Annotated in this window: 21 protein-coding genes; 17 read left to right on the plus strand and 4 right to left on the minus strand. The window is 70.9% G+C overall.

Features of this window, described 5'->3' with window-relative positions:
• Positions 1 to 69: 69 nt before the first annotated feature.
• Entirely contained in the window at positions 70 to 387 is a 318-nt protein-coding gene (locus FNV62_RS16935) for a hypothetical protein (RefSeq protein WP_097284369.1), read from the minus strand.
• A 360-nt stretch (positions 388 to 747) separates the two neighbouring features.
• Here FNV62_RS16935 and htpX point away from each other — a divergent pair, with 360 nt between their 5' ends.
• From htpX to FNV62_RS16950, 3 genes are all read left to right on the plus strand, one after another.
• Positions 748 to 1,671, plus strand: a complete 924-nt coding sequence (gene htpX, locus FNV62_RS16940; protein WP_054229287.1) for a zinc metalloprotease HtpX — start codon at positions 748 to 750, stop codon at positions 1,669 to 1,671.
• An 82-nt stretch (positions 1,672 to 1,753) separates the two neighbouring features.
• A complete protein-coding gene (pspAB, locus tag FNV62_RS16945) occupies positions 1,754 to 2,338 on the plus strand; it encodes a PspA-associated protein PspAB (RefSeq protein WP_144315354.1) in 585 nt (194 codons plus the stop codon).
• 74 nt (positions 2,339 to 2,412) lie between these two features.
• Positions 2,413 to 4,050 (plus strand): phosphotransferase, encoded by a 1,638-nt coding sequence (locus tag FNV62_RS16950; protein WP_144315355.1) that lies wholly within the window; start codon positions 2,413 to 2,415, stop codon positions 4,048 to 4,050.
• A 124-nt stretch (positions 4,051 to 4,174) separates the two neighbouring features.
• Here FNV62_RS16950 and FNV62_RS16955 read toward each other — a convergent pair whose 3' ends face one another.
• Positions 4,175 to 4,660, minus strand: a complete 486-nt coding sequence (locus FNV62_RS16955) for an FxLYD domain-containing protein (RefSeq protein ID WP_143611159.1) — start codon at positions 4,658 to 4,660, stop codon at positions 4,175 to 4,177.
• Between the two features lie 190 nt (positions 4,661 to 4,850).
• On the opposite strand from FNV62_RS16955, the gene FNV62_RS16960 reads away from it, so the two are divergent.
• Complete coding sequence (locus FNV62_RS16960; protein WP_225900268.1) at positions 4,851 to 6,050, plus strand: winged helix DNA-binding domain-containing protein; 1,200 nt, start codon at positions 4,851 to 4,853, stop codon at positions 6,048 to 6,050.
• Between the two features lie 507 nt (positions 6,051 to 6,557).
• Here FNV62_RS16960 and FNV62_RS16965 read toward each other — a convergent pair.
• Positions 6,558 to 6,866 carry a hypothetical protein gene (locus tag FNV62_RS16965; protein WP_054230803.1) on the minus strand — a complete coding sequence of 103 codons (309 nt, stop codon included), beginning with the start codon at positions 6,864 to 6,866 and terminating at the stop codon, positions 6,558 to 6,560.
• Between the two features lie 426 nt (positions 6,867 to 7,292).
• Between FNV62_RS16965 and FNV62_RS16970 the strand changes: the two genes are divergently transcribed.
• The 9 genes from FNV62_RS16970 to FNV62_RS17005 all read left to right on the plus strand — a co-directional run bounded on the left by FNV62_RS16970 (position 7,293) and on the right by FNV62_RS17005 (position 16,080).
• On the plus strand, positions 7,293 to 7,655 hold the full coding sequence (locus FNV62_RS16970) for an arsenate reductase family protein (RefSeq protein WP_179858143.1): 363 nt from the start codon (positions 7,293 to 7,295) through the stop codon (positions 7,653 to 7,655).
• A gap of 119 nt (positions 7,656 to 7,774) precedes the next feature.
• The gene (locus tag FNV62_RS16975) at positions 7,775 to 8,458 is read left to right on the plus strand and encodes a hypothetical protein (RefSeq protein WP_054230804.1); all 684 of its coding nucleotides are present in this window, start codon (positions 7,775 to 7,777) and stop codon (positions 8,456 to 8,458) included.
• Between the two features lie 486 nt (positions 8,459 to 8,944).
• Complete coding sequence (glnII, locus tag FNV62_RS16980) at positions 8,945 to 9,973, plus strand: glutamine synthetase (protein WP_054230805.1); 1,029 nt, start codon at positions 8,945 to 8,947, stop codon at positions 9,971 to 9,973.
• A 160-nt stretch (positions 9,974 to 10,133) separates the two neighbouring features.
• Complete coding sequence (locus tag FNV62_RS57565; RefSeq protein WP_095858130.1) at positions 10,134 to 10,256, plus strand: hypothetical protein; 123 nt, start codon at positions 10,134 to 10,136, stop codon at positions 10,254 to 10,256.
• A gap of 118 nt (positions 10,257 to 10,374) precedes the next feature.
• The gene (locus FNV62_RS16985) at positions 10,375 to 10,959 is read left to right on the plus strand and encodes a winged helix-turn-helix domain-containing protein (protein WP_097284372.1); all 585 of its coding nucleotides are present in this window, start codon (positions 10,375 to 10,377) and stop codon (positions 10,957 to 10,959) included.
• A 99-nt stretch (positions 10,960 to 11,058) separates the two neighbouring features.
• Positions 11,059 to 12,051 carry an NAD-dependent epimerase/dehydratase family protein gene (locus tag FNV62_RS16990; RefSeq protein WP_143652028.1) on the plus strand — a complete coding sequence of 331 codons (993 nt, stop codon included), beginning with the start codon at positions 11,059 to 11,061 and terminating at the stop codon, positions 12,049 to 12,051.
• A gap of 325 nt (positions 12,052 to 12,376) precedes the next feature.
• Positions 12,377 to 13,651, plus strand: a complete 1,275-nt coding sequence (locus FNV62_RS16995) for a sensor histidine kinase (RefSeq protein ID WP_144315357.1) — start codon at positions 12,377 to 12,379, stop codon at positions 13,649 to 13,651.
• On the plus strand, positions 13,636 to 14,292 hold the full coding sequence (locus tag FNV62_RS17000) for a LuxR C-terminal-related transcriptional regulator (RefSeq protein WP_143607871.1): 657 nt from the start codon (positions 13,636 to 13,638) through the stop codon (positions 14,290 to 14,292). Before FNV62_RS16995 ends, FNV62_RS17000 begins: the two co-directional genes overlap by 16 nt.
• Positions 14,293 to 14,517: 225 nt before the next feature.
• Entirely contained in the window at positions 14,518 to 16,080 is a 1,563-nt protein-coding gene (locus tag FNV62_RS17005) for a DUF1996 domain-containing protein (protein ID WP_054230811.1), read from the plus strand.
• A 114-nt stretch (positions 16,081 to 16,194) separates the two neighbouring features.
• On the opposite strand, the gene FNV62_RS17010 is transcribed toward FNV62_RS17005, so the two are convergent.
• Positions 16,195 to 16,638 carry a hypothetical protein gene (locus FNV62_RS17010; protein ID WP_097284376.1) on the minus strand — a complete coding sequence of 148 codons (444 nt, stop codon included), beginning with the start codon at positions 16,636 to 16,638 and terminating at the stop codon, positions 16,195 to 16,197.
• A 357-nt stretch (positions 16,639 to 16,995) separates the two neighbouring features.
• Between FNV62_RS17010 and FNV62_RS17015 the strand changes: the two genes are divergently transcribed.
• The 4 genes from FNV62_RS17015 (at position 16,996) to FNV62_RS17030 (ending at position 21,728) form a co-directional block, all read left to right on the plus strand.
• Positions 16,996 to 18,912 (plus strand): hypothetical protein, encoded by a 1,917-nt coding sequence (locus FNV62_RS17015; RefSeq protein ID WP_143613148.1) that lies wholly within the window; start codon positions 16,996 to 16,998, stop codon positions 18,910 to 18,912.
• Between the two features lie 100 nt (positions 18,913 to 19,012).
• On the plus strand, positions 19,013 to 19,921 hold the full coding sequence (locus tag FNV62_RS17020) for a metal-dependent hydrolase (RefSeq protein WP_060900739.1): 909 nt from the start codon (positions 19,013 to 19,015) through the stop codon (positions 19,919 to 19,921).
• The gene (locus FNV62_RS17025; protein ID WP_144315358.1) at positions 19,918 to 20,970 is read left to right on the plus strand and encodes a PDR/VanB family oxidoreductase; all 1,053 of its coding nucleotides are present in this window, start codon (positions 19,918 to 19,920) and stop codon (positions 20,968 to 20,970) included. The genes FNV62_RS17020 and FNV62_RS17025 overlap by 4 nt, the downstream gene beginning before the upstream one ends.
• A 56-nt stretch (positions 20,971 to 21,026) precedes the next feature.
• Positions 21,027 to 21,728 (plus strand): TetR/AcrR family transcriptional regulator, encoded by a 702-nt coding sequence (locus FNV62_RS17030; RefSeq protein WP_097284379.1) that lies wholly within the window; start codon positions 21,027 to 21,029, stop codon positions 21,726 to 21,728.
• Positions 21,729 to 21,740: the final 12 nt, after the last annotated feature.

A 21,740-nucleotide genomic window follows, 5' to 3' on the forward strand; every position in this document is an offset into this window, starting at 1 on the left:
CCGAAAGACGCCTGAAAAACTGAGGGCCGCCACCTGTGAGTACAGGTGGCGGCCCTCGGCGGTGGTCCGTCAGGGCACCACGATGACTACGACTCCACCACCGAAGCCGTTGCTGAAGCCGTTGTTGAAGCCGAAGCCGTTGTTGAAGCCGAAACCGTTGTTGAAGCCGAAACGGTTGAAGCCGGTGTTGAAGCCGTTGTTGAAGCCGAACCCGCAGTTCCCGAAGCCACGGCCACCCCAGTTGGAACAGCCATTGGTGACATGGGTCTGGGCTTGGGCCGGGGCAGCCGCCGAGGCCGTACCTGCTGCGCCGATCGCGGCGCCTCCGGCCATCAGAACGCCGATGGCGGATACCGCGAAGAAGCGCCTCGCACGTTGTGCCTTCATGGATGAATCCTCCTTGCACCCCTCGTGCGGTCTTTCGGAGGCACGAGACGGATGGCAGATGGCCGTGACCGCGGCGGAGCGGGTCCGGCGCGATTCTCGCCCGAGTACGGGGAGTACGTTCAAACCGCCGACGCGTGCAGCGGGCGTACCCCGATGGCGGCTCTTTTCCTTAAGAGCTGCTCGCGAATAAAGGCTAGTCGGCGATCGACCACTCAGCATCTTGGGCGGAATCCCCCAGATCCCGCACGGAATCCCACCGGTTGCCTTTGCACCTCCTAGGGCTGTTCGGAACCGCTTCATGGGCATCCGCAGGTGCACACTGGACAGCGGGACGAGTGCCTTACTGCGGGGGTGATGCAGATGCAGAGCCGGTTCCGGAGCGATCCGCGGTTGACCGTACGCATGACGGTCACGCTGTTCCTGCTCGGATTGTTGTACGTGGCTTTCGTCGCCGCGTTGATCGTGCTGCTGAAGTCCTGGGTGCTGGTCGTGGTCGTCGCGGCCCTGGTTCTCGGCGCTCAGTACTGGTTCTCGGACCGGATCGCGCTCTACGCGATGCACGGCCGGATCGTGGAGCGCGAGGAGTATCCGCAGCTGCACGGGGTCGTCGACCGGCTGTGCGCCGTCGCCGACATGCCGAAGCCGCTGGTCGCCGTGTCGGACATCGACATGCCGAACGCGTTCGCGACCGGGCGGAACGCCGATCACGCGGTCCTGTGCGTGACCACCGGGCTGCTGCGGCGCCTGGAGCCCGACGAGCTGGAGGGCGTGCTCGCGCACGAGCTGTCGCACGTGGCGCACAAGGACGTCGCCGTGATCACCGTGGCCTCGTTCCTCGGGGTGATCGCCGGGCTGATCGTGCGGTTCGCCTTCTACTCCCAGCTCTTCGGCGGGCGCGGCCGCAAGGACCAGAACACCGTGGCGATCTTCATGGCGGTGATGGCCGTCTCCGCGGCCGTGTACGCGATCAGCTTCCTGCTCATCCGGGCCCTGTCCCGGTACCGCGAGCTGGCCGCCGACCGGTCCGCCGCCCTGCTCACCGGCCGGCCCTCGGCGCTGGCGTCCGCGCTGACGAAGGTCTCCGGGGACATCGCGCGGATCCCGACCAAGGACCTGCGGACGGCCCAGGCGTTCAACGCGTTCTACTTCACGCCCGCCTTCGGTGCCGAACCCGGGATCGCGAAGCTCTTCTCGACCCACCCGAGCCTGGAGCAGCGGCTCGAACAACTGGGCAGGATCTCGGCGGAGCTGGGTGAGGCGGCGACTCCGGAGAACACCGCCTGACTCCTCTTCCCGCCCCTTCCCGACCCATCCCTCTCGTCCTGGGCCATGGCCCTTCGTCCCTTCCGGAAAGGCGGCCGACTGCATGGGGTTCCTGGACATCCTGCTCGGGCGTACCAAGGCCGTCGCGCCCGATCTCGACCAGCTCTTCGGGCTGCCGTCGGCGGCCCTGACCCTGCAGGCCGCCGCCGGGTTCACCCCGACCGGGACGGGAGCGGTGTGTTTCGCGAGCGTCGAGGGCGGGGCCTTCGCCCAGGCGCACCAGGAGGTGCAGGAACTGCTCGACGCGGATGCCGAACGCACGGGTCCGCCGGTGGAGGTCAACCGGGACGAGTACGGGTACTCGTGGCTGGTCTCGCGGCGGGACCCGGACGATCTGCCCGCGCTGGTCAGCGATCTGCACGCGGTGAACAGCGCACTGGAGGGCAGCGGCTTCGGACCCCAGCTGCTCTGCTCCGTGGCCGGCTTCCAGGACACCGGGCAGCGACGGCTCGGACTCGTCTACCTCTACAAGCGCGGCACCTTCTATCCCTTCGCACCACTGGCCGGCGAGGCCCAGCGGCGCGACAACGCGCTGGAACTGCAGGTCAAGGCCGCGCTCACGGACGATCTGCGGATCGAACAGGACCTCAGCCGCTGGTTCCCGATCTGGGGCGCCCCGGGTCTGTGACCCGGCCGGGGCCGTCGCCACGTGGAGAGTGGAAAAGCGGGCGTCGGTAAAAGCGGACGTGGGTAAATGGGGGGATGCTCGCCTCCTTCGCACACGATCATGACGGTGAACGACTGAGCTGCGTCAGCGGCGGCGGTGACGACGACGGCCCTGGCGCCGCGGCCACCGCCGTCCTGCTGCACGGCGCGGGCCTCGGCAACAAGGAGCGACTGCTCCCGCTGCTGGAGGAGTTCGTGGCACGCGGCTGCCGGGGCCTCGCCCTCGACTTCTCCGGACACGGTGAGAGTTCGGGCGAACTCAAGGACCTGAGCCTGCGCCGACGCTTCGAGCAGGCCGTCTCCGTCATCGACGCGTCGGTGCCGGCGGACGGTCCGCTGATCCTCGTCGGGTTCAGCATGAGTGGCCAGACGGTGGCCGATCTCGCCGGGCACTACGGGCGGCGCGTGGTGGCGCTGGGCCTGTGCGCGCCCGCTGTGTACGGCGCCGAGGCCTGGCGGGTTCCGTTCGGGGAGGGCGACGGGCGCTTCAGCGAGATCATCCGGGCGCCGGACAGCTGGCGGCGGGCCCCCGCGCTCGACGTGCTGCGCGGCTACGACGGCCGTGCGGTCCTCGCCGTACCCGGTACGGACGCCGTCATCCCGCCCGCCGTCACCGAGGCCGTGACGGACGCGCTCACCGCTCGCGCCCAGTTCACCCGGCTCGAATTCCCCGACGCCGACCACATGCTGGGGCTGTGGCTGCGCGAGAATCCCGCCGACCGGGCGCGGTTCGTGGACGCCGTACTCGTGGGACTGGGCGAGCGGGGGTGGACCGCGACCCGCGGCTGGGTGGCCAAACAGCTTCCGGTCGGCAGGAGCGTACGGGAGTCCACGGCCCTGCGCGGCGGCTGGAGCTCCCGGATGCGTCGGCTCACCCTCGACGACGGCACGGGTCTGGTGCTGCGATCGTTCGTGAAGCCCTTCTACCGCCGTCACGCGGCCGGTCTGCTGGCCCGCGAGGCGTCCGTCCTCACCCTGCTCGCCCCGTACGAGGACGTACCCACGCCCGAGCTCCACGCCGTCGACGCCGCCGCCGAACACTGCGACCACCCCTCGCTGTTGATGTCCTCGCTGCCGGGCGGCGTACGGGTCGACGAGGAGGACCTGGACCGGCGCGTCGACCTGCTGGCCCGCCAACTGGCCCGTATCCACACGGTGGTTCCGGCCGACCGCCCGCGTCCCTACCAGGCATGGACCTCGCCCGAACGCGTCCGTGCGCCCCGGGGCGCGCTGTGGGAGCGGGCCGTGGACGTGATCCGGCGCGAACCCCCGGCGTACGAAGGTTGTTTCCTGCACCGGGACTTCCATCCCGGCAACGTGCTCTTCACCGGCGCGGGCGACACACTGCGGATCAGCGGGGTGGTCGACTGGGTGGAGACCTCGTGGGGGCCCGCCGACCTGGACGTGGCCCACTGCTCCACGGCTCTCGCGCTGCTCCACGGGGAGGCGTACGGCCTGGGGTTCCGCGCGCGGTACGAGGCACACGGCGGACGCCGAGCGGCCGACGCCGAGGAGCACCTGTACTGGCGGTTGCTGGACGCGCTGGCCTACTCCCCCGACGCCGAGAAGCTCGCGGTGCCGTGGCGGGAACTGGGGCGCGCGGACCTGACCCCCGAACTGCTGGGCGAACGGCTGACGGCGTATGTGACCGGGCTGTTCGAGCTGTACGGCTGAGGCATCGGCGACGGCGACAACAAGACGTACGGCTGAGGCATCGGCGACGGCGACGGCGACGGCGACGGCGACGGCGACGGCGACAACAAGACGGTCGCCGGAGCGGGAGGCGCGTTCGCGGGTGTCAGGTCCGTACGGCGCGGGCCACGTCGGCGGTGACGTCTCCGGAGAGGGTGCGGGTGCTGCGGGCGGTGGCGTCCTTGGCGGCGCCCGCCGGGACGTCGTTCAGGGTGACGACGACCGTGTCGAGGAGGTTGCCGCCCTTGTCGCGGAAGTCGACCTGGATCGCGTACGTCTTCGCCGCGGACGTCGGGTTGGTGGCGGTGGCCTTGACGGTGGCCCGGCCCGCGGAGTCGATGGTCACCCGGTCGCCGAGTTTCACCTCGTCCTTGGCGTCCAGGCCGTTCTTGAACTCGTTGAACCTCCGCCCGGCCTCGGCGGTCGCGGAGGCGAGCGAGTCGCCGGCCTCGGACGCGAGGGAGGAGGCGGCGGAGGCCACGTCGGAGGGACTGGTGCCGTCGGAACAGCCGGCCAGGCAGGCGCCGAGGGCCAGCAGGAGCACGACAGCCACGGACCCCGGGCCGGCCCGTCGTACGCCGGGCGCTCGTATCCCGTGCACCCCGTGCACCCCGCCTGTCCCGCGTATCCCTTGCCCAGCGTGCCGCGCCATGTCGTCTCCCGACGTTCCGCTGCGGATTCCCGCTTCAGTCAAGGCCGCGAGCCGGGCGTACGCATGGCGGGGGCGCCGATCGGGTGAGGCGCGAGAGGATGCGGGACGGCAGCTACGAGAGGGAGGCGGCGTGGGCGAGGAACGACGGCACATCGCAGGGGCGGAGCGGCGGGCCCGGCTCGCCCTGCGGCACCGGCTCGCGGGGACGGCGCGCGCGGAGAGCCCCGAGGAGGTCGCCGGGTCCCTGGTCGCACTGCACGGGACCGATCCGGCGACGGTGTACCTGGCGGTGGGCGCGCGGCTCGCGGACGCCGGGAAGACGGTGGCGGAGCTCGACCGGGCGCTGTACGAGGACCGGACGCTGGTACGGATGCACGGCATGCGGCACACCGTGTTCGTGTTCCCCACCGAGCTGGCCGCGGCGGTGCACGCCTCGACGGGGCTCGCGATCGCCGCGAAGGCCCGGGCCGGGCTGGTCAAGAACATGGTGAGCGGCAGTGACGGACGGCTGACCGAGGAGTGGCTCGCCGAGGTGGAGGCGTCCGCGCTCGCCGCGCTGGCGCGGCGCGGGCAGGCCACGGTGAACGAACTCGTGCAGGACGAGCCGCGGTTGAGGGAGCAGTTCACGTACGGCGCGGGACGGAGTTACGAGAGCGCGCAGACCGTGTCGTCCCGGCTGATGCGGGTGCTCGGGGTCGAGGGGCGGGTGGTGCGTGGGCGCCCGCTGGGGTCCTGGACGTCGACCCAGTTCCGCTGGGCCGTGGCGCCGCCGCATCCCGAACTCCCGCCCTCCGAGGCCCAGCCCGAGTTGCTGCGCCGCTGGCTCGCGGTGTGCGGGCCCGCCACCGAGGCCGACCTCAAGTGGTGGACGGGGTGGAAGGTCACCGATGTGCGGCGGGCGCTGGCCGCGATCGGGGCGGTGGCCGTGTCGCTCGACGACGGAGCCACCGGATATGTGACCGCCGACGACATCGCCCCCGTCCCCGGCCCCGCCGCGCCGTGGGCCGCGCTCCTCCCCGGGCTCGATCCCACGCCCATGGGATGGCAGGAACGGGACTGGTACCTGTCCCCCTCCCTCCGCCCCGCGCTCTTCGACGGCAGTGGGAATGTCGGGCCGACGGTGTGGTGGGACGGGCGGGTGGTCGGGGGGTGGGCGCAGCGGGCCGATGGGGCTCTGGTGTGGCGGGTGCTGGACCCTGCCGGGGTGGGGCGGGAGGCACTGGCCGCCATCGAGACGGAGGCCGCCCGTCTACGGGCCTGGCTGGGCCCGACCCGGATCACACCGCGCTTCCGGACCCCCCTGGAGAAGGAACTGACGACGGGACAGTGACGGAGGAGACGGGGCTCCGCCCCGGCCCCCGGGTGTGCCATTCGCCTGCGGGAGCACGGGGGTTGCTCGCGCAGTTCCCCGCGCCCCTGAGGCGGGGGCTTCGCCCCGCATCCCCCGTCCGCCCGAAGTTCGTTGGCTGACGGCCGGTGGGGGCCGGCCGCGCAGTTCCCCGCGCCCCTAAAAGCCCGAGGTCGTCCAGCGTTCCAGGACGAGGTCGAGGGCCACACCCCACCCACCCCGACCCACACCTTCAGCCCGCCCGACGACTGAGGACAAGGCCGGAGGCCACACCCCGCCCACCCCGGCCCACATCTCCAGCCCGTCCGGCGATTGAGGACGAGGTCGGGGGCCGCGCCCCGCCCACCCCGGCCCGCATCTTCAGCCCGTCCGGCGATTGAGGACGAGGCCGTTCAGGCCGATGGGGGTCTGGGGGCGGAGCCTCCAGGTTGAGGATGGGACGGGTAGGGGCGGCGGGGGCGAGATACTCGTCCCCGCCGCCCCCTGCGCTCAGCGCGCGTAGCGCATCAGCGCACGCACCATGTGGCACGTGGTGTCCGACGGCGGATGAACACCGATCGCCTCCGCAGTACTGCGGATCTTCTCGTTGCGGGCCTGATTCGGAACGTACACACCGGAGTCGAGCAGAGCGATCGCAAGACGCATCGCCTTGAGCCGGCGGTTGTGCGTGACGTACCACTCGCGAGGCCGCCCCGGCGGCAACGGGCGCTTCGCCACGGGCTCGTACGGCAGGTCCATCAGGACCGCCCTCTTGGACGTGGACTGAGTGGGCAGCGGCTTCAGTGCGGCAGCGGGCACAGGCATCCTCCTGTCGCGGTCAGGGCGCCATCCGGACCCCCCGGCGACACCCTCGAACACTGCCTCCAGTTTACTGCCCGGCACTGACATCCAGGGAGTCCGCAGAGTCCAGCAAACATCCAGGTGAGCAAGGGAATTGCCGCCGTGTCACAGCAGTTCTGCGAGAGGTGCGTGAGGCGGCGGAAAATTCGAACAGACCCTCCGGCGGCACGGCGGGGACCCGCCCGTCACCCGCCGGGAAGGACGCGGCTCGCGCCGTCAGGAGCAGGTCCAGCGCCACCCGTTGCGATACGCGCACGTGATGCTCGCCCCGCCGGCATCCGTCGTCGAAGCGCCGTGGTCCCTGTTCCGGCAGTACTGCCCCCCCATGGCTCCCAGAGATGGAGTGATGATCTTGTGGTGAACGGCTCGCGTACCGTGTGTGGCATGGAGATCTGGATCAATCCGGCCTGTTCGAAGTGCCGCAGCGCCATCAGCCTGCTCGACGCGGAGGGTGCGCAGTACACCGTCCGCCGCTACCTGGAGGACGTCCCCACGGAGGACGAGATCCGGGACGTACTGGAGCGGCTGGGCCTCGAACCGTGGGACATCACCCGGACGCAGGAGGCCCTCGCGAAGGAGCTCGACCTGAAGTCGTGGGCTCGCGACGACAGTTCGCGCGGGCAGTGGATCAAGGCGCTGGCCGAGCACCCGAAGCTCATCCAGCGCCCGATCATCACGGCGGAGGACGGGACGGCAGTCGTGGCCCGTACGGAGGAAGCGGTTCGGGACGCCTTGACTCGCATGTGACCCAGGCCACTGCACTGACTCGTGTTAACCGTTGAGTAACCCTGTTCGGCATCTCGTACATAGCGGCACACGGATCGCATCCGGCCGCCGCACGAGGCGGCCGGGGACAGGAGGCGCGCATGTCGCGTAGAAGGACTCTCAGTCCCAAGAAGAAGCTCGCGCTGCTGGTCAGCGCGGCCGCCGTGGCCGGAGGTGGCGCCTTCGCCATGGCGTCCACCTCGAACGCGGCGCCGACCGAGAACGGCCGGACCCTGTCCGCCGGAAACTCGACGGTCTGCCAGGGGCTCGCCACCGCCCTCGGCAACAACCAGAAGTTCATCGACGGCCAACGGGCCAATCCCGACGCGCAGTCGGCGGCGCGGATCGCCAACCGCGAGGCGGTCATCGCACAGATCAAGGTGCAGCAGAAGGCGTCCGGTTGCGCGGTTGGGGAGTCGGCTCAGGGCTCCCAGACCACGCAGCCCGCGCAGTCCGCCCAGCCGGCGACGACCACACCCGCGCAGCAGCAGACCACCGCACCCGCGCAGGGGACGGGTGGTGGTGGCGCCGCCACCGGCCAGCAGGTCTGCAACGGTTCGACCGTCACCCTCTCGGGCGAGGCGGGCGCCCCGGCCGCGTCCAGCAACCAGTTCCCGGCCGGGACCAAGCTCAAGGTCACGAACCTGGACAACAACAAGTCCACGACCGTGCAGGTCACCTCGGTGTCGGGCAGCTGCGTACTGCTCAACAACGCGGCGTTCGAGCAGGTTCGGGAGCCGGGCAAGTTCCTGATCCGCCGGGCCCGGATCGAGAAGGTGGGGTGAGCGCCTGCACCTGACGACTGAGGAACTCCGCCGATCGGACGGCGGTACCGGCCGGGCCGCGTGCGGCAGCAGCCCCGCGGCCCGGACCGCCGCCCGGTGCGGGTCGTGCGTCCTGCTGTTCGCGGCCACGAACAGCAGGACCGGCACGTGGACCAGGACCGGCACGTAGAGCGAGTTCACCGGGCGCAGAGCCCGGTGCGCGCCCGCAAACCCATCGCATACGAGCCGCCGCCACCGGGACCGGGAGGACCACGGTGGCCCGACGTGTGTGCTCGCGGGCTTCGCGAGCGGGCCGGCGATGCGGACGCGCATCGCTCTCAGCGAGTGAGTCGCAGCACAGAGACACCCGGTAACACGGGGTTCACATTCGAGCAATGATCGGGAAATCGCCTGTTGACAGGCTGCCGGGCAGTACCGCGGCGCCCAGTGCCGCAGCGCCGCAGCACCCGCAGTGCGCCCAAAGACACACCCCGAAGGATGTGGCCCGTGACCTTCAAGGCTGAGTACATCTGGATCGACGGCACCGAGCCGACGGCCAAGCTCCGTTCCAAGACAAAGATACTGGGCGACGACGCCAAGGGCGCCGAGCTGCCGATCTGGGGCTTCGACGGGTCTTCCACGAACCAGGCCGAGGGGCACGCCTCGGACCGCGTACTCAAGCCCGTCGCCACCTTCCCGGACCCGATCCGCGGCGGCGACGACGTCCTCGTGATGTGCGAGGTCCTGAACATCGACATGACGCCGCACGAGTCCAACACCCGTGCCGCGCTGGCCGAGGTGGCGGAGAAGTTCGCCGCGCAGGAGCCGATCTTCGGCATCGAGCAGGAGTACACCTTCTTCGACGGGGAGCGCCCGCTCGGCTTCCCCGTCGGCGGCTTCCCGGCCCCGCAGGGCGGCTACTACTGCGGTGTCGGCGCGGACGAGATCTTCGGCCGTGACGTCGTCGAGGCGCACCTCGAGAACTGCCTCAAGGCCGGCCTCGGCATCTCCGGCATCAACGCCGAGGTCATGCCCGGCCAGTGGGAGTTCCAGGTCGGCCCGCTGGCGCCGCTGGAGGTCTCCGACCAGCTGTGGGTGGCCCGCTGGCTGCTCTACCGCACCGCCGAGGACTTCAACATCTCCGCGACCCTCGACCCCAAGCCGGTCAAGGGCGACTGGAACGGCGCCGGCGCGCACACCAACTTCTCCACCAAGGCGATGCGCGAGGGCTACGACGCGATCATCACCGCGTGCGAGTCGCTGGGCGAGGGCTCCAAGCCGCTCGACCACGTCAAGAACTACGGCGCCGGCATCGACGACCGCCTGACCGGTCTGCACGAGACCGCCCCGTGGAACGAGTACTCCTACGGCGTCTCCAACCGCGGCGCCTCGGTCCGCATCCCGTGGCAGGTCGAGAAGGACGGCAAGGGTTACATCGAGGACCGCCGCCCGAACGCCAACGTCGACCCGTACGTCGTCACGCGCCTGCTCGTCGACACCTGCTGCTCCGCCCTGGAGAAGGCCGGCCAGGTCTGATCCGCCCCGCACACAACGCGAGGAGGCGCCCACCGTCATGGTGGGCGCCTCCTCGCGTTGCGCGACATCGGCCTCGTACGGCGTCAAGTTCACGCCAAGGACGCGTCCGACCTGTGAGAGGAGTCTCCTGCCCGGCTCCGGCTTCTGCTTCAATGGGGGCATGGCCAGCTTCCAGAAGTACACCGCGACGGGTCGCCCCGACCTGGAGCCCTTCTGGCCTTCCCGTCAGCATCACGACTTCGACCGGGTGTGTTGCCGCGCGACGAACGCGCCGGCCCTCTAAAGCCGTACACCCCGGCCTTCGGCCAGCGCGCACGACGTACGTCCTCGACGGCCCCGACCACGAACTCGCGGTCGTCGACCTTCCCGACGAACTTCTCGCGCGAAAGAGCTGACCTCTCATGGCGACCACTCGTTCCTTCTCGTCCGTCGCGACCACGTCCGCACCGGCACCCGCCCCCGTCCCCGCGCGGCACCGACTCCGTGCCGTCCACCGGGACGAGGTGGTCGACGTCGCGGACTTCCTGCCGCCGGGCGCCACCTGGCTGCCCGCTCCCCCGCACACCCTGCCCGTACTCCCCGGCCAGCCGCCGATGATCGGCTACCTGGTCCTCGTACCGGCCGACCAGCAGCCCCTGCTGCCGGTCGCCGTCCCGGACTCCCCGGCCCCCACCGACGCCGCCGTGGGGGACGACCCGCTCGTCCGCATCGACGCCGTGCGGCGCACCGCCGAGGTCGACGGGCGGCAGCTCGACCTCACCTACCTGGAGTTCGAGCTGCTCGCCCACCTCGTCTCGCATCCGCACCGGGTGCACACCCGCGACCAGTTGGTCACCACCGTGTGGGGCTACGGGCACGTGGGCGACGGGCGGACCGTCGACGTCCACGTCGCGCGGTTGCGGCGCAAGCTGGGGGCGCAGCACCGGCAGGCGATCCAGACGGTACGGCGGGTGGGGTACAAGTACGCGCCTCCGACGGGGCGTTGACCCGCCTCGCAGCTCAGGAACTCTTCTGTCAGCAGATTCCCGTTCCGTCCGGCGGACCGTGCGGGCAGAGTCCTCCGTATGACACCCAAGAAACTGCTGATGCTGGGCGGTACGGACTTCGCGGGGCGGGCCGTGGTGGAGGCGGCGCTCGGCCGTGGCTGGGAGGTGACCGTCTTCCACCGCGGGCGGCGCGAGCCGCCCGCCGGGGCGCGGTCCTTGCTGGGTGACCGCACCGCCCCCGACGGGCTCGCGGAGCTCGCCGACGCGTCCACCGATGGTGAGTGGGATGTCGTCGTCGACACCTGGTCGGCGGCGCCGCGGGCCGTTCGCGACACGGCACGGCTGTTGGCCGACCGGGCGGGGCGGTATGTGTACGTGTCGAGCTGCTCGGTCTACGCGTGGGCTCCGCCCGCCGACTACGCCGAGGACGCGCCGCTCGTGGAAGGGGCGTCCGAGGACGCGGAACAGACCGACTACGCGCAGGACAAACTGGGCGGCGAGCTGGCCGCCGTGTCCGCGTTCGGCGCGGAGCGCTCGTTGCTGGTGCGGTCCGGGCTGATCCTCGGGCCGTACGAGAACATCGGGCGCCTGCCGTGGTGGTTGGCCCGGATCGCCCGGGGCGGTCCCGTACTCGCGCCCGGCCCGCGGTCCCTCCCCCTCCAGTACGTCGATGTGCGTGATCTCGCGGAGTGGATCCTCGGGGCGGCGGACGCGGGGGTGAGCGGGGCGTACAACCTGATGAGTCCGCAGGGGCATACGACGATGGGGGAGCTGCTCGACGCGTGCGTCCAGGTCACCGGGGCGCGGGCGGAACTGCGTTGGACCGAGCCTTCCGTGGTCCTCGACGCCGGGATTCAGCCGTGGACGCAGTTGCCGGTGTGGGTGCCGGTGGGGTCCGACATGCATGACGCTCTTCATCGGGCGGACGTGTCCCGGGCGGTGGCGGCGGGACTGCGGTGCCGGCCCGTCTCGGAAACGGTGGCGGACACGTGGACCTGGCTCCAGGGCATCGGCGGGGTGGCCCCCCAACGCCCGGACCGCCCCCCGGTGGGCCTCCCACCACACCTGGAGACAAAGGTGCTCACCCAGTAGCGCCCTTGTCCTCGCCCCCGCCGCCCCTACCCGTCCCCTCCCCACTCGGGGGCTCCGCCCCCAAACCCCCGATCGGCCTGAACGGCCTCGTCCTCAAACGCCGGACGGGCTGAGTGCTTTTAGGGGCGCGGGGAACTGCGCGCCCAACCCCCACCGGCCCGCAGCCGAAAGACCACCCTCGGGGTCTGGGGCGGAGCCCCGGGAGGATGGGACGGGTAGGGGCGGCGGGGGCGAGGAAAGGCCCGCCCCGGGGTGCACCTGGCACCACCCCCGTCCTGGTGCTCGGCCCAGTGACCCCGCGGAGCGGGTCGGTGAGACTGGCGGTATGGAGATGTGGAGCGGCAGGGGCATACGGACGCGCGGGCCGGAGGTACTGGTCGCCGGGGGACGAGGGCTGATGCTGGCCGTCGGGGGGTACACCGGCGCGGTTGTCCTCCTCGTACTGTCCGTCGTGTCGATCCTGCTCGTCCCGGTGGGGGTGGGGATCGTCACGACTCCGTGGGTCCTGACCGGCGTACGGGCCTTCGCGGACCGGCGACGGATCGTCGCCGCCGAGTGGTGCGGGATACGGATTCCGTCCACGTACCGGACCCTGCCCGCGGACGCGCCCCCGTGGACGCGCTGCTTCCGCATGCTGGGGGACCCGGCGACCTGGCGCGACCTCGGCTGGCTGGTGGTCGACATGACCGCCGGGTTCGTGACCGCGCTGCTGCCCGCCGCCCTCCTCTTCTACCCCCTGGAGGGCTTCGCCCTGGCGGCCGGCCTGTGGCGGGTCTTCACGGACGGCACGCACGTGGGGTGGTGGTACGGCTTCGTGCCGGTGTCGGGGCAGGGCACCGCCCTCCTCGCGGGGGCACTGGGCGCGGCGCTCCTCGTCGCCTCCTACGCCCTCTCCCCCGCCCTCCTGCGGGTCCATTTCCTCCTCACCCGCGCCGTCCTCGCCCCCGGCGACGGCGAACTCGCCGAGCGCGTCCGCGTCCTCACCGAGACCCGGCGCACCGCCGTGGACACCTCGGCGGCCGAACTCCGCCGTATCGAGAGGGACTTGCACGACGGGGCGCAGGCGCGACTGGTCGCCATGGGGATGGACCTGGGGACCGTCGACGTCCTCATCGAGAAGGACCCGGCCAAGGCCCGACAGCTGCTCGCCCAGGCCCGCCGGTCCTCCGCCGAGGCGCTCACCGAGCTGCGTGACCTCGTACGGGGTATTCATCCCCCCGTGCTCGCCGAGCGTGGACTCGGCGACGCGGTAAGGGCGTTGGTGCTGCGGCTGCCTCTCGTGAGCGAGGTGGACGTCGACATGGACGGCCGTGCCGACGCGCCCGTCGAGTCCGCCGCGTACTTCGCCGTCAGCGAGGTGCTGACCAACGCGGTCAAGCACTCCGGTGCCGAGCGCCTCTGGGTCGACCTCCAGCACAGGGACGGAACGCTCCGCATCACCGTCACCGACGACGGAGAGGGCGGCGCCCGGGTCGGCGCGGGCTCGGGCCTCACCGGCGTCGAGCGGCGGCTCGGTACATTCGACGGCGTCCTGGCCGTCAGCAGCCCCGCGGGCGGTCCCACCATGGTCACCATGGAGATCCCTTGCGCGTTGTCCTAGCCGAAGACCTGTTCCTGCTGCGCGACGGACTGGTCCGGATGCTCGAGGCGTACGACTTCGAGATCGCCGCCGCCGTCGAGAGCGGGCCCGAACTCACCCGCGCGCTGGCCGAGTTGGCGCCGGACGTCGCCGTGGTCGACGTACGGCTGCCGCCCTCGCACACGGACGAGGGGCTGCAGTGCGCGCTCCAGGCCCGTCGGGAGCGGCCGGGGCTGCCGGTGCTCGTGCTCTCCCAGCACGTGGAGCAGCTGTACGCACGGGAGTTGCTCGCGGACGGCACGGGCGGGGTCGGTTATCTGCTCAAGGACCGGGTGTTCGAGGCGGAGCAGTTCATCGACGCCGTACGGCGGGTCGCCGCGGGTGGGACCGCGATGGATCCGCAGGTGATTCAGCAGTTGCTGGCGCGGCGTTCGCACACCGCGCAGCCCCTCGGGCGGCTGACCCCGCGTGAGCTGGAGGTGCTCGAACTGATGGCGCAGGGACGCTCGAACGCGGCGATCGCGTCCCAACTCGTGGTCACAGAACGGGCGATCGCCAAACACACCTCCAACATCTTCACCAAACTGGGGCTGGAGGTCTCCGACGATGACAACCGGCGCGTACTCGCCGTACTGGCCTATTTGGACCACGGCAGCCACTGAGGAAGAAGGACCCGCCGACGCCGTTGAATATCATTCAAACCTGTTTTCCGAGATCAACTCCTCGAAAAACATGCGCTTCTGAGCCCATTGCGCCGGAAATGACCTCACGAACTTCTAAGATTTTCCAGGGTTTCTGAACGCCTCAGGAGTCACCTGCGTACTGATGGACGCCGCTTCACTCCTGTCGGGCGCCTCGCTGCCCCGCAAGGAAGTCAGAGGAGTTCCATGGGACGCAACACTCGCAAACGACGTTCGCCGCTGGCTGTTCGCGCCGTTGCCGCATCCGCGGCGCTCGCGATCGGTGGGGGCGGATTGATCTGGGCGAATTTCTACGCCTCGGCGCACGAGACCAACTCGAGCCCGAACACCACCAAGGCCGCCGCCGCCCAGGTCGCCACCATCTCCTGCCCCGATGTCGGGCAGAAACTGACCAGTGTGCCCGCCAACGCCAAGTCGAACGTCGACACGGAGCTGGCCACGCTCGACAAGCAGATCACCGAGGCTTACGCCCGGCTGGCCTCGTCGCGTCAGGCTCAGACCAATGACGCGGGCTTCGTCCAGAACGCGATCCTGTCGCCGCTCAAGGACAAGCGGACCGCGGTCATCGGCCGAATCAAGATCGACTTCACCCGGGTGGGCGCCGCCGCGCCGACCACGCTGGACGGTCTCGCCGCCTGCACCGGCACCACCGCCGACCAGGCCCAGACCACCGCCGGTGGGCAGAACAACGGCCAGAACAACGGGGGTCAGAACAACAACGGCCAGAACAACGGTGGCCAGAACAACGGCGGCCAGCAGAACAACGGCGGTGCCTCGGCCAGCGCGGCTCCGAGCGCGAGCGCGCCGGCCAACATCGGCGGCCAGGCCGGAAACGGCCCCGTCGCCGCCGACTTCGTGGACATCACGAAGGTCGCGGCGAACGTCCAGGGCAAGCCGCAGAAGGGCGCCAACGCCTCGCGGGGTACGTTCACCACCCAGTGCGGCGTGAACGCGAACAAGAACCACAACACCGACAACGTGATCGTGGCGCCCGGTGTGACCAACGGCGCGCACCACCTGCACGACTACGTCGGCAACCAGAAGGTCAACGCGTTCTCCAGCAACCAGACGTTCCTGCAGGGCGGGACCAGCTGCCAGAACAAGAGCGACCTGTCCTCGTACTACTGGCCGGTGGTCCGTCTCCAGAACGGCACGCAGGACTTCGACCAGAACGCGGACGGTGGTGGCAAGGAAGGCAACGTCGGCAAGATCCTGACGCCCGTACAGGCGCAGATCAAGTACGTCGGCAGCCCTGCCAGCAAGGTCGTCGCGATGCCGCAGTTCCTGCGCATCATCACCGGTGACGCCAAGACCACCACCAACGGTCTGGCGAACGCCAACGCGCACTGGAGCTGCACCGGCTTCGAGAACAAGGTCCAGCTGACGACGCAGTACCCGATCTGCCCGCAGGGCAGCAACGTGGTCCGCACGTTCGCCTTCCAGAGCTGCTGGGACGGCCAGAACATCGACAGCGCCAACCACCGCACGCACGTGGCCTTCGCCGATCCGGCGAGCGGCGTCTGCGGCAACGGCTTCAAGGCGATCCCGCAGCTGACCATGCGTCTCGTCTACAAGATCGCGCCGCCGGTCCTCCAGAACGGCGTGGTGAAGAACGCGTACGCGGTGGACGGCTTCCCGGAGCAGCTCCACAAGTCGGCGACCGACCACGACGACTTCATCAGCGTCACCACCGGTGGCCTGGCGAACAAGATCGCCAACTGCATCAACACCGGTCAGCAGTGCAGGTAACAGCTCCTTCGCCGAAGGCAGTAATCGCTTCGCCGAAGAACTAGCAAGGCACTGAGAAGGCCGGTGGCGGGAGATCCCGCCACCGGCCTTCTGCGTGTGTGCCGTACGTGCGGCTCAGCCGCTGTGGGAATGCTGGTGGTGGTCGGTCCCGACCTCCATGTCACCGCCGAGCGTGCCGCGCAGCGCCGTGACCACCTTCTGGTCGGCGACGGCGACCCACTTCGCGCCGACGAGGTAGAACCCCCCGTAGTCCTTCGCGTCGTTGATCCACTCACGCTGGCCGCGGTCGGTGGCGAAGGTCGCGAGGACGAACTTGCCGTCGGTGTTCTTGCAGATCGCCTGACGGATCTCGTCGGCATCCGTCTGGATGTCCGGCTTGCACTTCACCTCGGCCGCCAGATCCTCCAGACTGCCGGTCGCGGTGGCCGGGACCCGGTCGGCCGAGTCGCTCTTGGTTCCTCCCCCGCCCGACCCGCCGCAGCCGGTCAGCGCCAGCAGGGCCGCGGCCGCGACGACCGCAAGGCCGTGCCCGCTCAGCTTTTCGCGTGTCAACCTCATACGTTCCTCCGGTGCCTGTCGGCGCCCACGCCGTCGAGAGCCCCGGCGAGGGCCCTGGCCTTCGATACGGCTGCGGCGCGCCAAGTGCTCAATCTCCCCCGTTACGGACGGACAGTTCAGTCGAACGTAAGCCCACTGCGTCACGCCCTGGAGCGGAAACCGGCACACTCGTAGGCCCGTAGGCTCCGGAGTCGATCAACTCGCGCTACGGTCACGTTGTCCGATCGGCACAGCTGGCGGACCTACCGCCGGACGGCGGAAAGTCATGCCTGTGCCGGACCCCGAGGCGGAACACGCCCCCTCCGGGCTTCCGGCCCCCCGGGGTGACCATCCACCGATTCGCTCGTTCTGCTGAACGTGCAGCCACAGGATGTAGCCCAGCGCTCCGCAGCCTCCCCAGGACCGGTCGTCGACGTCGAGCAGGCCGAGGCCGCTCTCGTCGAGCACTACCCGCGGCTCGTCCGGCTCGCCTATCTGGTGCTGCCGCCGAGTCTCGGCCGCAACCGACGGGTGCTGACCGCGCACGCCCTCACCCAGCGCGCCCTGCCCCGGGGACGCACGACCGCCACCCTGATCCCGGCCCAGGCCACCGGCCGCGACGGCGACCCCGGCTACGCCCTCGTACGCCTCAAGGTCGTGCGTACGGCGCTGGAGGCCGGGGTGCCGCTGCGGCGCGCGGCCTGGCCCAGGCGGTCCCAACTGCCCCCGTTCCTGCCCCAGGTGTGGGGCCTGAGGCTCTTCCCGCGCTCGGGCGGAGCCGACGAACTCGCCCTGGACCAGCGGCTGTCGGCCCTGTCCGGTCCCGCCCGCGCGGCGTACGTCCTGCGCGGCCTGGAGAAGCTGCCCGACTCCGACGTACGCAAGGTGCTGGCGGCGGCGGGCGTCGACGAGCCGGGCGCGGCACTCAAGGCGGCGGGCGGTGTCGAGGCCAGGGACGCCCTGCTCCTGTCCCCCGAGTTCGACCCCTGTTCGCTGCACGCCCGGCCCACCGACCTGATGCGGCGCAGACAGCACATGAAGGCCGCGCTCGCCGCCGGCGTCGCGGCGGCCGTCTGCGGCGCGCTGCTCGCCCTGCCCAACGGTGGCTGGGGACCCGACGGCGCCGCCGCCCCGTCGTACGCGCAGAACCCGGCCGCCGAGGCCGCCCTCGACCCCGGGAAGGTGACGCGGGTCGCCCCGACGGCGTGGCGGTCGTCCGCGCGCACCGACTTCTCCGTGTGGCCCGCGCGCGGCAACCTCGCCGGGGACACCGCGCTGCTGCGCCGCGCGCTCGCCGTCTGGGCCCGGCCCGGCGAGTCCGTGCAGGTCTCGGCGACGCCCGGCACCCCCTCGGGTGCCCCGGCCGGACCGCCGCAGCTGCTGTACGCCGGTGACGTGGACCAGGCGCGCGTGGTGCTCTTCTACGACGGACTGCGCATCGCCCGGTACGCCGAGCCGCGCGCCGGCACGGGCGGCGCGGCCCTCGACTTCGCCCGGGTCGACGGCGCGACCGGGGCCGAGGCGGAGGCGCTGGTCCTGGACCGGGCCGACAGCAACGTCCGCTATCTGACCGCCCCCTGGGTGACCAGGGCCGCCGAGCGCGACCTGATGAAGCCGGCCGCGGGCCCGACGTCCCTCACCCTCTCGGCCGAGGGTGTCAGCACGCCACTGGCCGGCCCCGCCCCGACCGGCACCTGCACCTCGTGGAACGTCATGGAGGTGACCGACACCTCGGGCCCGCACCTGCTGGCCGATCTCGGCGAGCTGATCCCGGCCCATCTGACCTCGGGTCCGCCCGCGGCGCCCCACGAGGCCGCGGGCCCGGCGGCGCTGCGGAACTGGGCGCCGTTCGCCTGCTCCCTGGCCGCCGTGCGCTCCCAGGGCGTGCGGTCCGTGAACGCCTGGCAGTACGCGCAGCAGTCGCTGCCCGACGCGAGCGGGCAGGCCGTCTGGGTGTGCACCCGGGCCGACACCTGGCGGGGCTACGGCACCCGGGTCCTGGCCCAGTTCCACACCCCGGGCGGGGCGTACGGTGCCATCGCGGCGAAGGCCGAGAACTCGCCCGCGTGCGGCAGCCGTGACCCCCATGTGCTCGCGGGCGTGCTGTGGAAGTCGGGCACGGGCGACTGGTACCTGCTCGCGGCGGGCAGCAAGGACACCGCCTCGATCAGTACGACGGGCAGGGTGAGCGGGTCGGCCCGGGGCGCGCTGCTCGCCGTACGGACGAAGCAGGGGGATCAGGCCGGGTTGAAGGGCACCCTGACGGACGGACGAACGGTCGACGGACTGCGCTAGGTCCGGCCCGGCCCGGACTCGGGTGGCACGGCCGGCCTTCGCGTCAACAAGTGGGCGCACGGGGGTTCTCCCGGCACCTACCCGTCAGTACATTGACGGCATGTCTAACAAGCATGCCGCCCGGCTGCCCCGGCCGGTCGAGTCCGAGCGGATACCCCTCAAGGCGCGGAAGGTGTCGTTCTCCTGGGAGGACACACCGCTGCACTGGGTGCCGGGGGAGCCGTTCGCCACCCACACGATGAACGTGCTGCACCTGTTGCTGCCGGCCGGTGAGCGCTGGTTCGTGCACGTGTACAAGCAGGTACTGCCCTACATCCGGGACGAGCGGTTGCGCGCGGACGTCATCGGGTTCATCGGGCAGGAGGCGATGCACTCGCAGGCCCACGACGAGGTACTCCCCCACCTCAGGGAACTCGGGCTCGACCCGACGCCGTACACCGCCCAGGTCGACTGGTTCTTCGAGAAGCTGCTCGGCGACCGCACCCTGCCGCCGGGCAGGGCCCGCAGGTGGTGGCTGATGGAACGCGTCGCGATCATCGCGGCGATCGAGCACTACACCGCCTTCCTCGGCGACTGGATCCTGAACGCGGAGGAGTTGGACCGGCGCGGCGCCGATCCCACCATGCTGGACCTGATGCGCTGGCACGGCGCGGAGGAGGTCGAGCACCGGTCCGTGGCCTTCGAACTCTTCCTCCACGTCGACGGGAGCTACCGGCGCCGCGCCCGGACCTGGGCCACGGCCTTCACCGCCCTGGTCTTCCTGTGGCAGCGCGGGGCGCGGTTCTTCATGGAGAACGACCCGACCCTCACGGCGGGCAGGGCGAGCTTCAAGGACTTCTACCTGAGCGGGAAGCGGGGTGTACTGCCGTCGACCGGGGACATGCTCAAGTCCATTCCCCGCTATCTCAGCCGCACCTACCACCCCTCCCAGGAGGGGTCGACCGAGCAGGCGGTCGCCTATCTCGCCTCGTCACCGGCGGCGACGGCTGCCGAGAGGAGAGCCGGATGACGCCCCGGCTGCGGACCGTCGTCGCCGTCGCCGGTGCGGCCCTGCTCGCCCGGCGGGCGCTGCGCCGCCGGATCGAGGTCTCGCCGCTGTGGCCGCTGCCCGCCCTCGAGGAGCCGATCTCCGGCCGGCCGCGCTCCCGGGCGCTGCGGCTGCTGGTCACCCGGCACGAGCGGGTCGCCGACGGGGTCGTACAACTGCGTCTGGAGGGGCACGACCTGCCGCGCTGGGAGCCCGGCGCCCACCTCGACCTCGTCCTGCCCTCGGGGCTCGTACGGCAGTACTCGCTGTGCGGGGACCCGGAGGACACCTCGTCGTACACCGTCGCGACCCGGCTGGTCGAGGAGGGGCGGGGCGGGTCGCGCGAGGTCCACGAACAGCTCCGGGAGGGCATGGAGGTCGAGGTGCGGGGGCCGCGCAACCGGTTCCCCCTCGCACCGGCGCCCGCGTATGTCTTCGTCGCGGGCGGCATCGGGATCACACCGATCCTGCCGATGCTGCGGGCGGTCCAGGACCGCGCGGAGTGGCGGCTGCTGTACGGCGGCCGGACGCGCGCGTCGATGCCGTTCCTGGAGGAGATCGGGAAGCTGCGCGGCGGCCGGGTCACCGTCGTGGCCGAGGACGAGGACGGACGGCCCGATCTCGACGCGCTGTTCGCGGACGTGCCGACGGGCGCGGCCGTCCACTGCTGCGGCCCCGAGGGGCTGATGGAGGCGGTCGGACGCCGACTGCCCGACGGTGCGGCGCTGCACCTGGAGCGGTTCACGCCGAGCACCTCCGCCGAGGGCAACGGTGCCTTCGAGGTCGAACTGCGCCGCAGCGGACGTACGGTGAGCGTCGCCGCCGACACCACCGTGCTCGCCGCCGTACGCGCCGAACTGCCCGACACCGCCTACTCCTGCGAGCAGGGATTCTGCGGAACCTGCCAACAGCGGGTGCTGGAAGGGGAGATCGAGCACCGCGACGAACTGCTCACCGACACGGAGCGTGGTGACTCGATGCTGATCTGTGTTTCGCGGGCGCTCGGTGATCGCATCGTGTTGGACATGTGAACGACCATGGTCGGACCGGCCCGTTCGGGGCCGGATCCGATCGGTAAGGTGTTCGTATGACAACCGGGGTACGCCGCAGGATGGGTGTCGAGGAGCGGCGGCAACAGTTGATCGGCGTCGCCCTCGACCTCTTCAGCCGACGCTCACCCGACGAGGTCTCGATCGACGAGATAGCCTCGGCCGCGGGTATCTCACGGCCGTTGGTCTACCACTACTTCCCCGGCAAAATCAGCCTGTACGAGGCGGCGTTGCAGCGCGCCTCGGACGATCTCGCGAGCCGCTTCGTGGAGCCGCACGAGGGCCCGCTGGGCTCGCGGCTGCTGCGGGTCATGCGCCGCTTCTTCGACTTCGTGGACGACCACGGCCCCGGTTTCTCGGCGTTGATGCGCGGCGGTCCCGCGGTCGGCTCCTCGAAGACCAACGCGCTCGTCGACGCGGTGCGGCAGGCCGCCTATGTCCAGATCCTGTCGCATCTGAAGGTCGAGGACCCGCCCGCCCGCCTGGAGCTGGTGATCCGCTCCTGGATCTCGCTCGTCGAGTCGACGGCGCTGATCTGGCTGGACGGGCGGCGGATTCCGCGCGGCGAACTGGAGGTGCAGCTCGTGCAGGACTTCGCCGCGCTGGCGGCGGTGAGCGCCACGCACGACGAGGAGCTGGGCGCGCTGCTGCGCCGGGCGCTCAAGGGCGACCCGGGCGACGGGCCGTTCACCGACCTCGCCGTCCGGTTGATCGCGCTGGCCTCCCCCCCGGCCTCGTAGGCCCGGCGGCCT

This window comes from Streptomyces sp. RLB3-17, assembly GCF_007113425.2.
GTDB lineage: Bacteria > Actinomycetota > Actinomycetes > Streptomycetales > Streptomycetaceae > Streptomyces > Streptomyces mirabilis_D.

Bases quoted from the DNA above. Each gene is read 5' to 3' on its own strand.
- FNV62_RS16935 (WP_097284369.1), bottom strand. From the start codon at position 387: ATGAAGGCACAACGTGCGAGGCGCTTCTTCGCGGTATCCGCCATCGGC.
- htpX (WP_054229287.1), top strand. From the start codon at position 748: ATGCAGAGCCGGTTCCGGAGCGATCCGCGGTTGACCGTACGCATGACG.
- pspAB (WP_144315354.1), top strand. From the start codon at position 1,754: ATGGGGTTCCTGGACATCCTGCTCGGGCGTACCAAGGCCGTCGCGCCC.
- FNV62_RS16950 (WP_144315355.1), top strand. From the start codon at position 2,413: ATGCTCGCCTCCTTCGCACACGATCATGACGGTGAACGACTGAGCTGC.
- FNV62_RS16970 (WP_179858143.1), top strand. From the start codon at position 7,293: ATGGAGATCTGGATCAATCCGGCCTGTTCGAAGTGCCGCAGCGCCATC.
- FNV62_RS16975 (WP_054230804.1), top strand. From the start codon at position 7,775: ATGTCGCGTAGAAGGACTCTCAGTCCCAAGAAGAAGCTCGCGCTGCTG.
- FNV62_RS57565 (WP_095858130.1), top strand. From the start codon at position 10,134: ATGGCCAGCTTCCAGAAGTACACCGCGACGGGTCGCCCCGACCTGGAG.
- FNV62_RS16985 (WP_097284372.1), top strand. From the start codon at position 10,375: ATGGCGACCACTCGTTCCTTCTCGTCCGTCGCGACCACGTCCGCACCG.
- FNV62_RS16990 (WP_143652028.1), top strand. From the start codon at position 11,059: ATGCTGGGCGGTACGGACTTCGCGGGGCGGGCCGTGGTGGAGGCGGCG.
- FNV62_RS16995 (WP_144315357.1), top strand. From the start codon at position 12,377: ATGGAGATGTGGAGCGGCAGGGGCATACGGACGCGCGGGCCGGAGGTA.
- FNV62_RS17005 (WP_054230811.1), top strand. From the start codon at position 14,518: ATGGGACGCAACACTCGCAAACGACGTTCGCCGCTGGCTGTTCGCGCC.
- FNV62_RS17010 (WP_097284376.1), bottom strand. From the start codon at position 16,638: ATGAGGTTGACACGCGAAAAGCTGAGCGGGCACGGCCTTGCGGTCGTC.
- FNV62_RS17020 (WP_060900739.1), top strand. From the start codon at position 19,013: ATGTCTAACAAGCATGCCGCCCGGCTGCCCCGGCCGGTCGAGTCCGAG.
- FNV62_RS17025 (WP_144315358.1), top strand. From the start codon at position 19,918: ATGACGCCCCGGCTGCGGACCGTCGTCGCCGTCGCCGGTGCGGCCCTG.
- FNV62_RS17030 (WP_097284379.1), top strand. From the start codon at position 21,027: ATGACAACCGGGGTACGCCGCAGGATGGGTGTCGAGGAGCGGCGGCAA.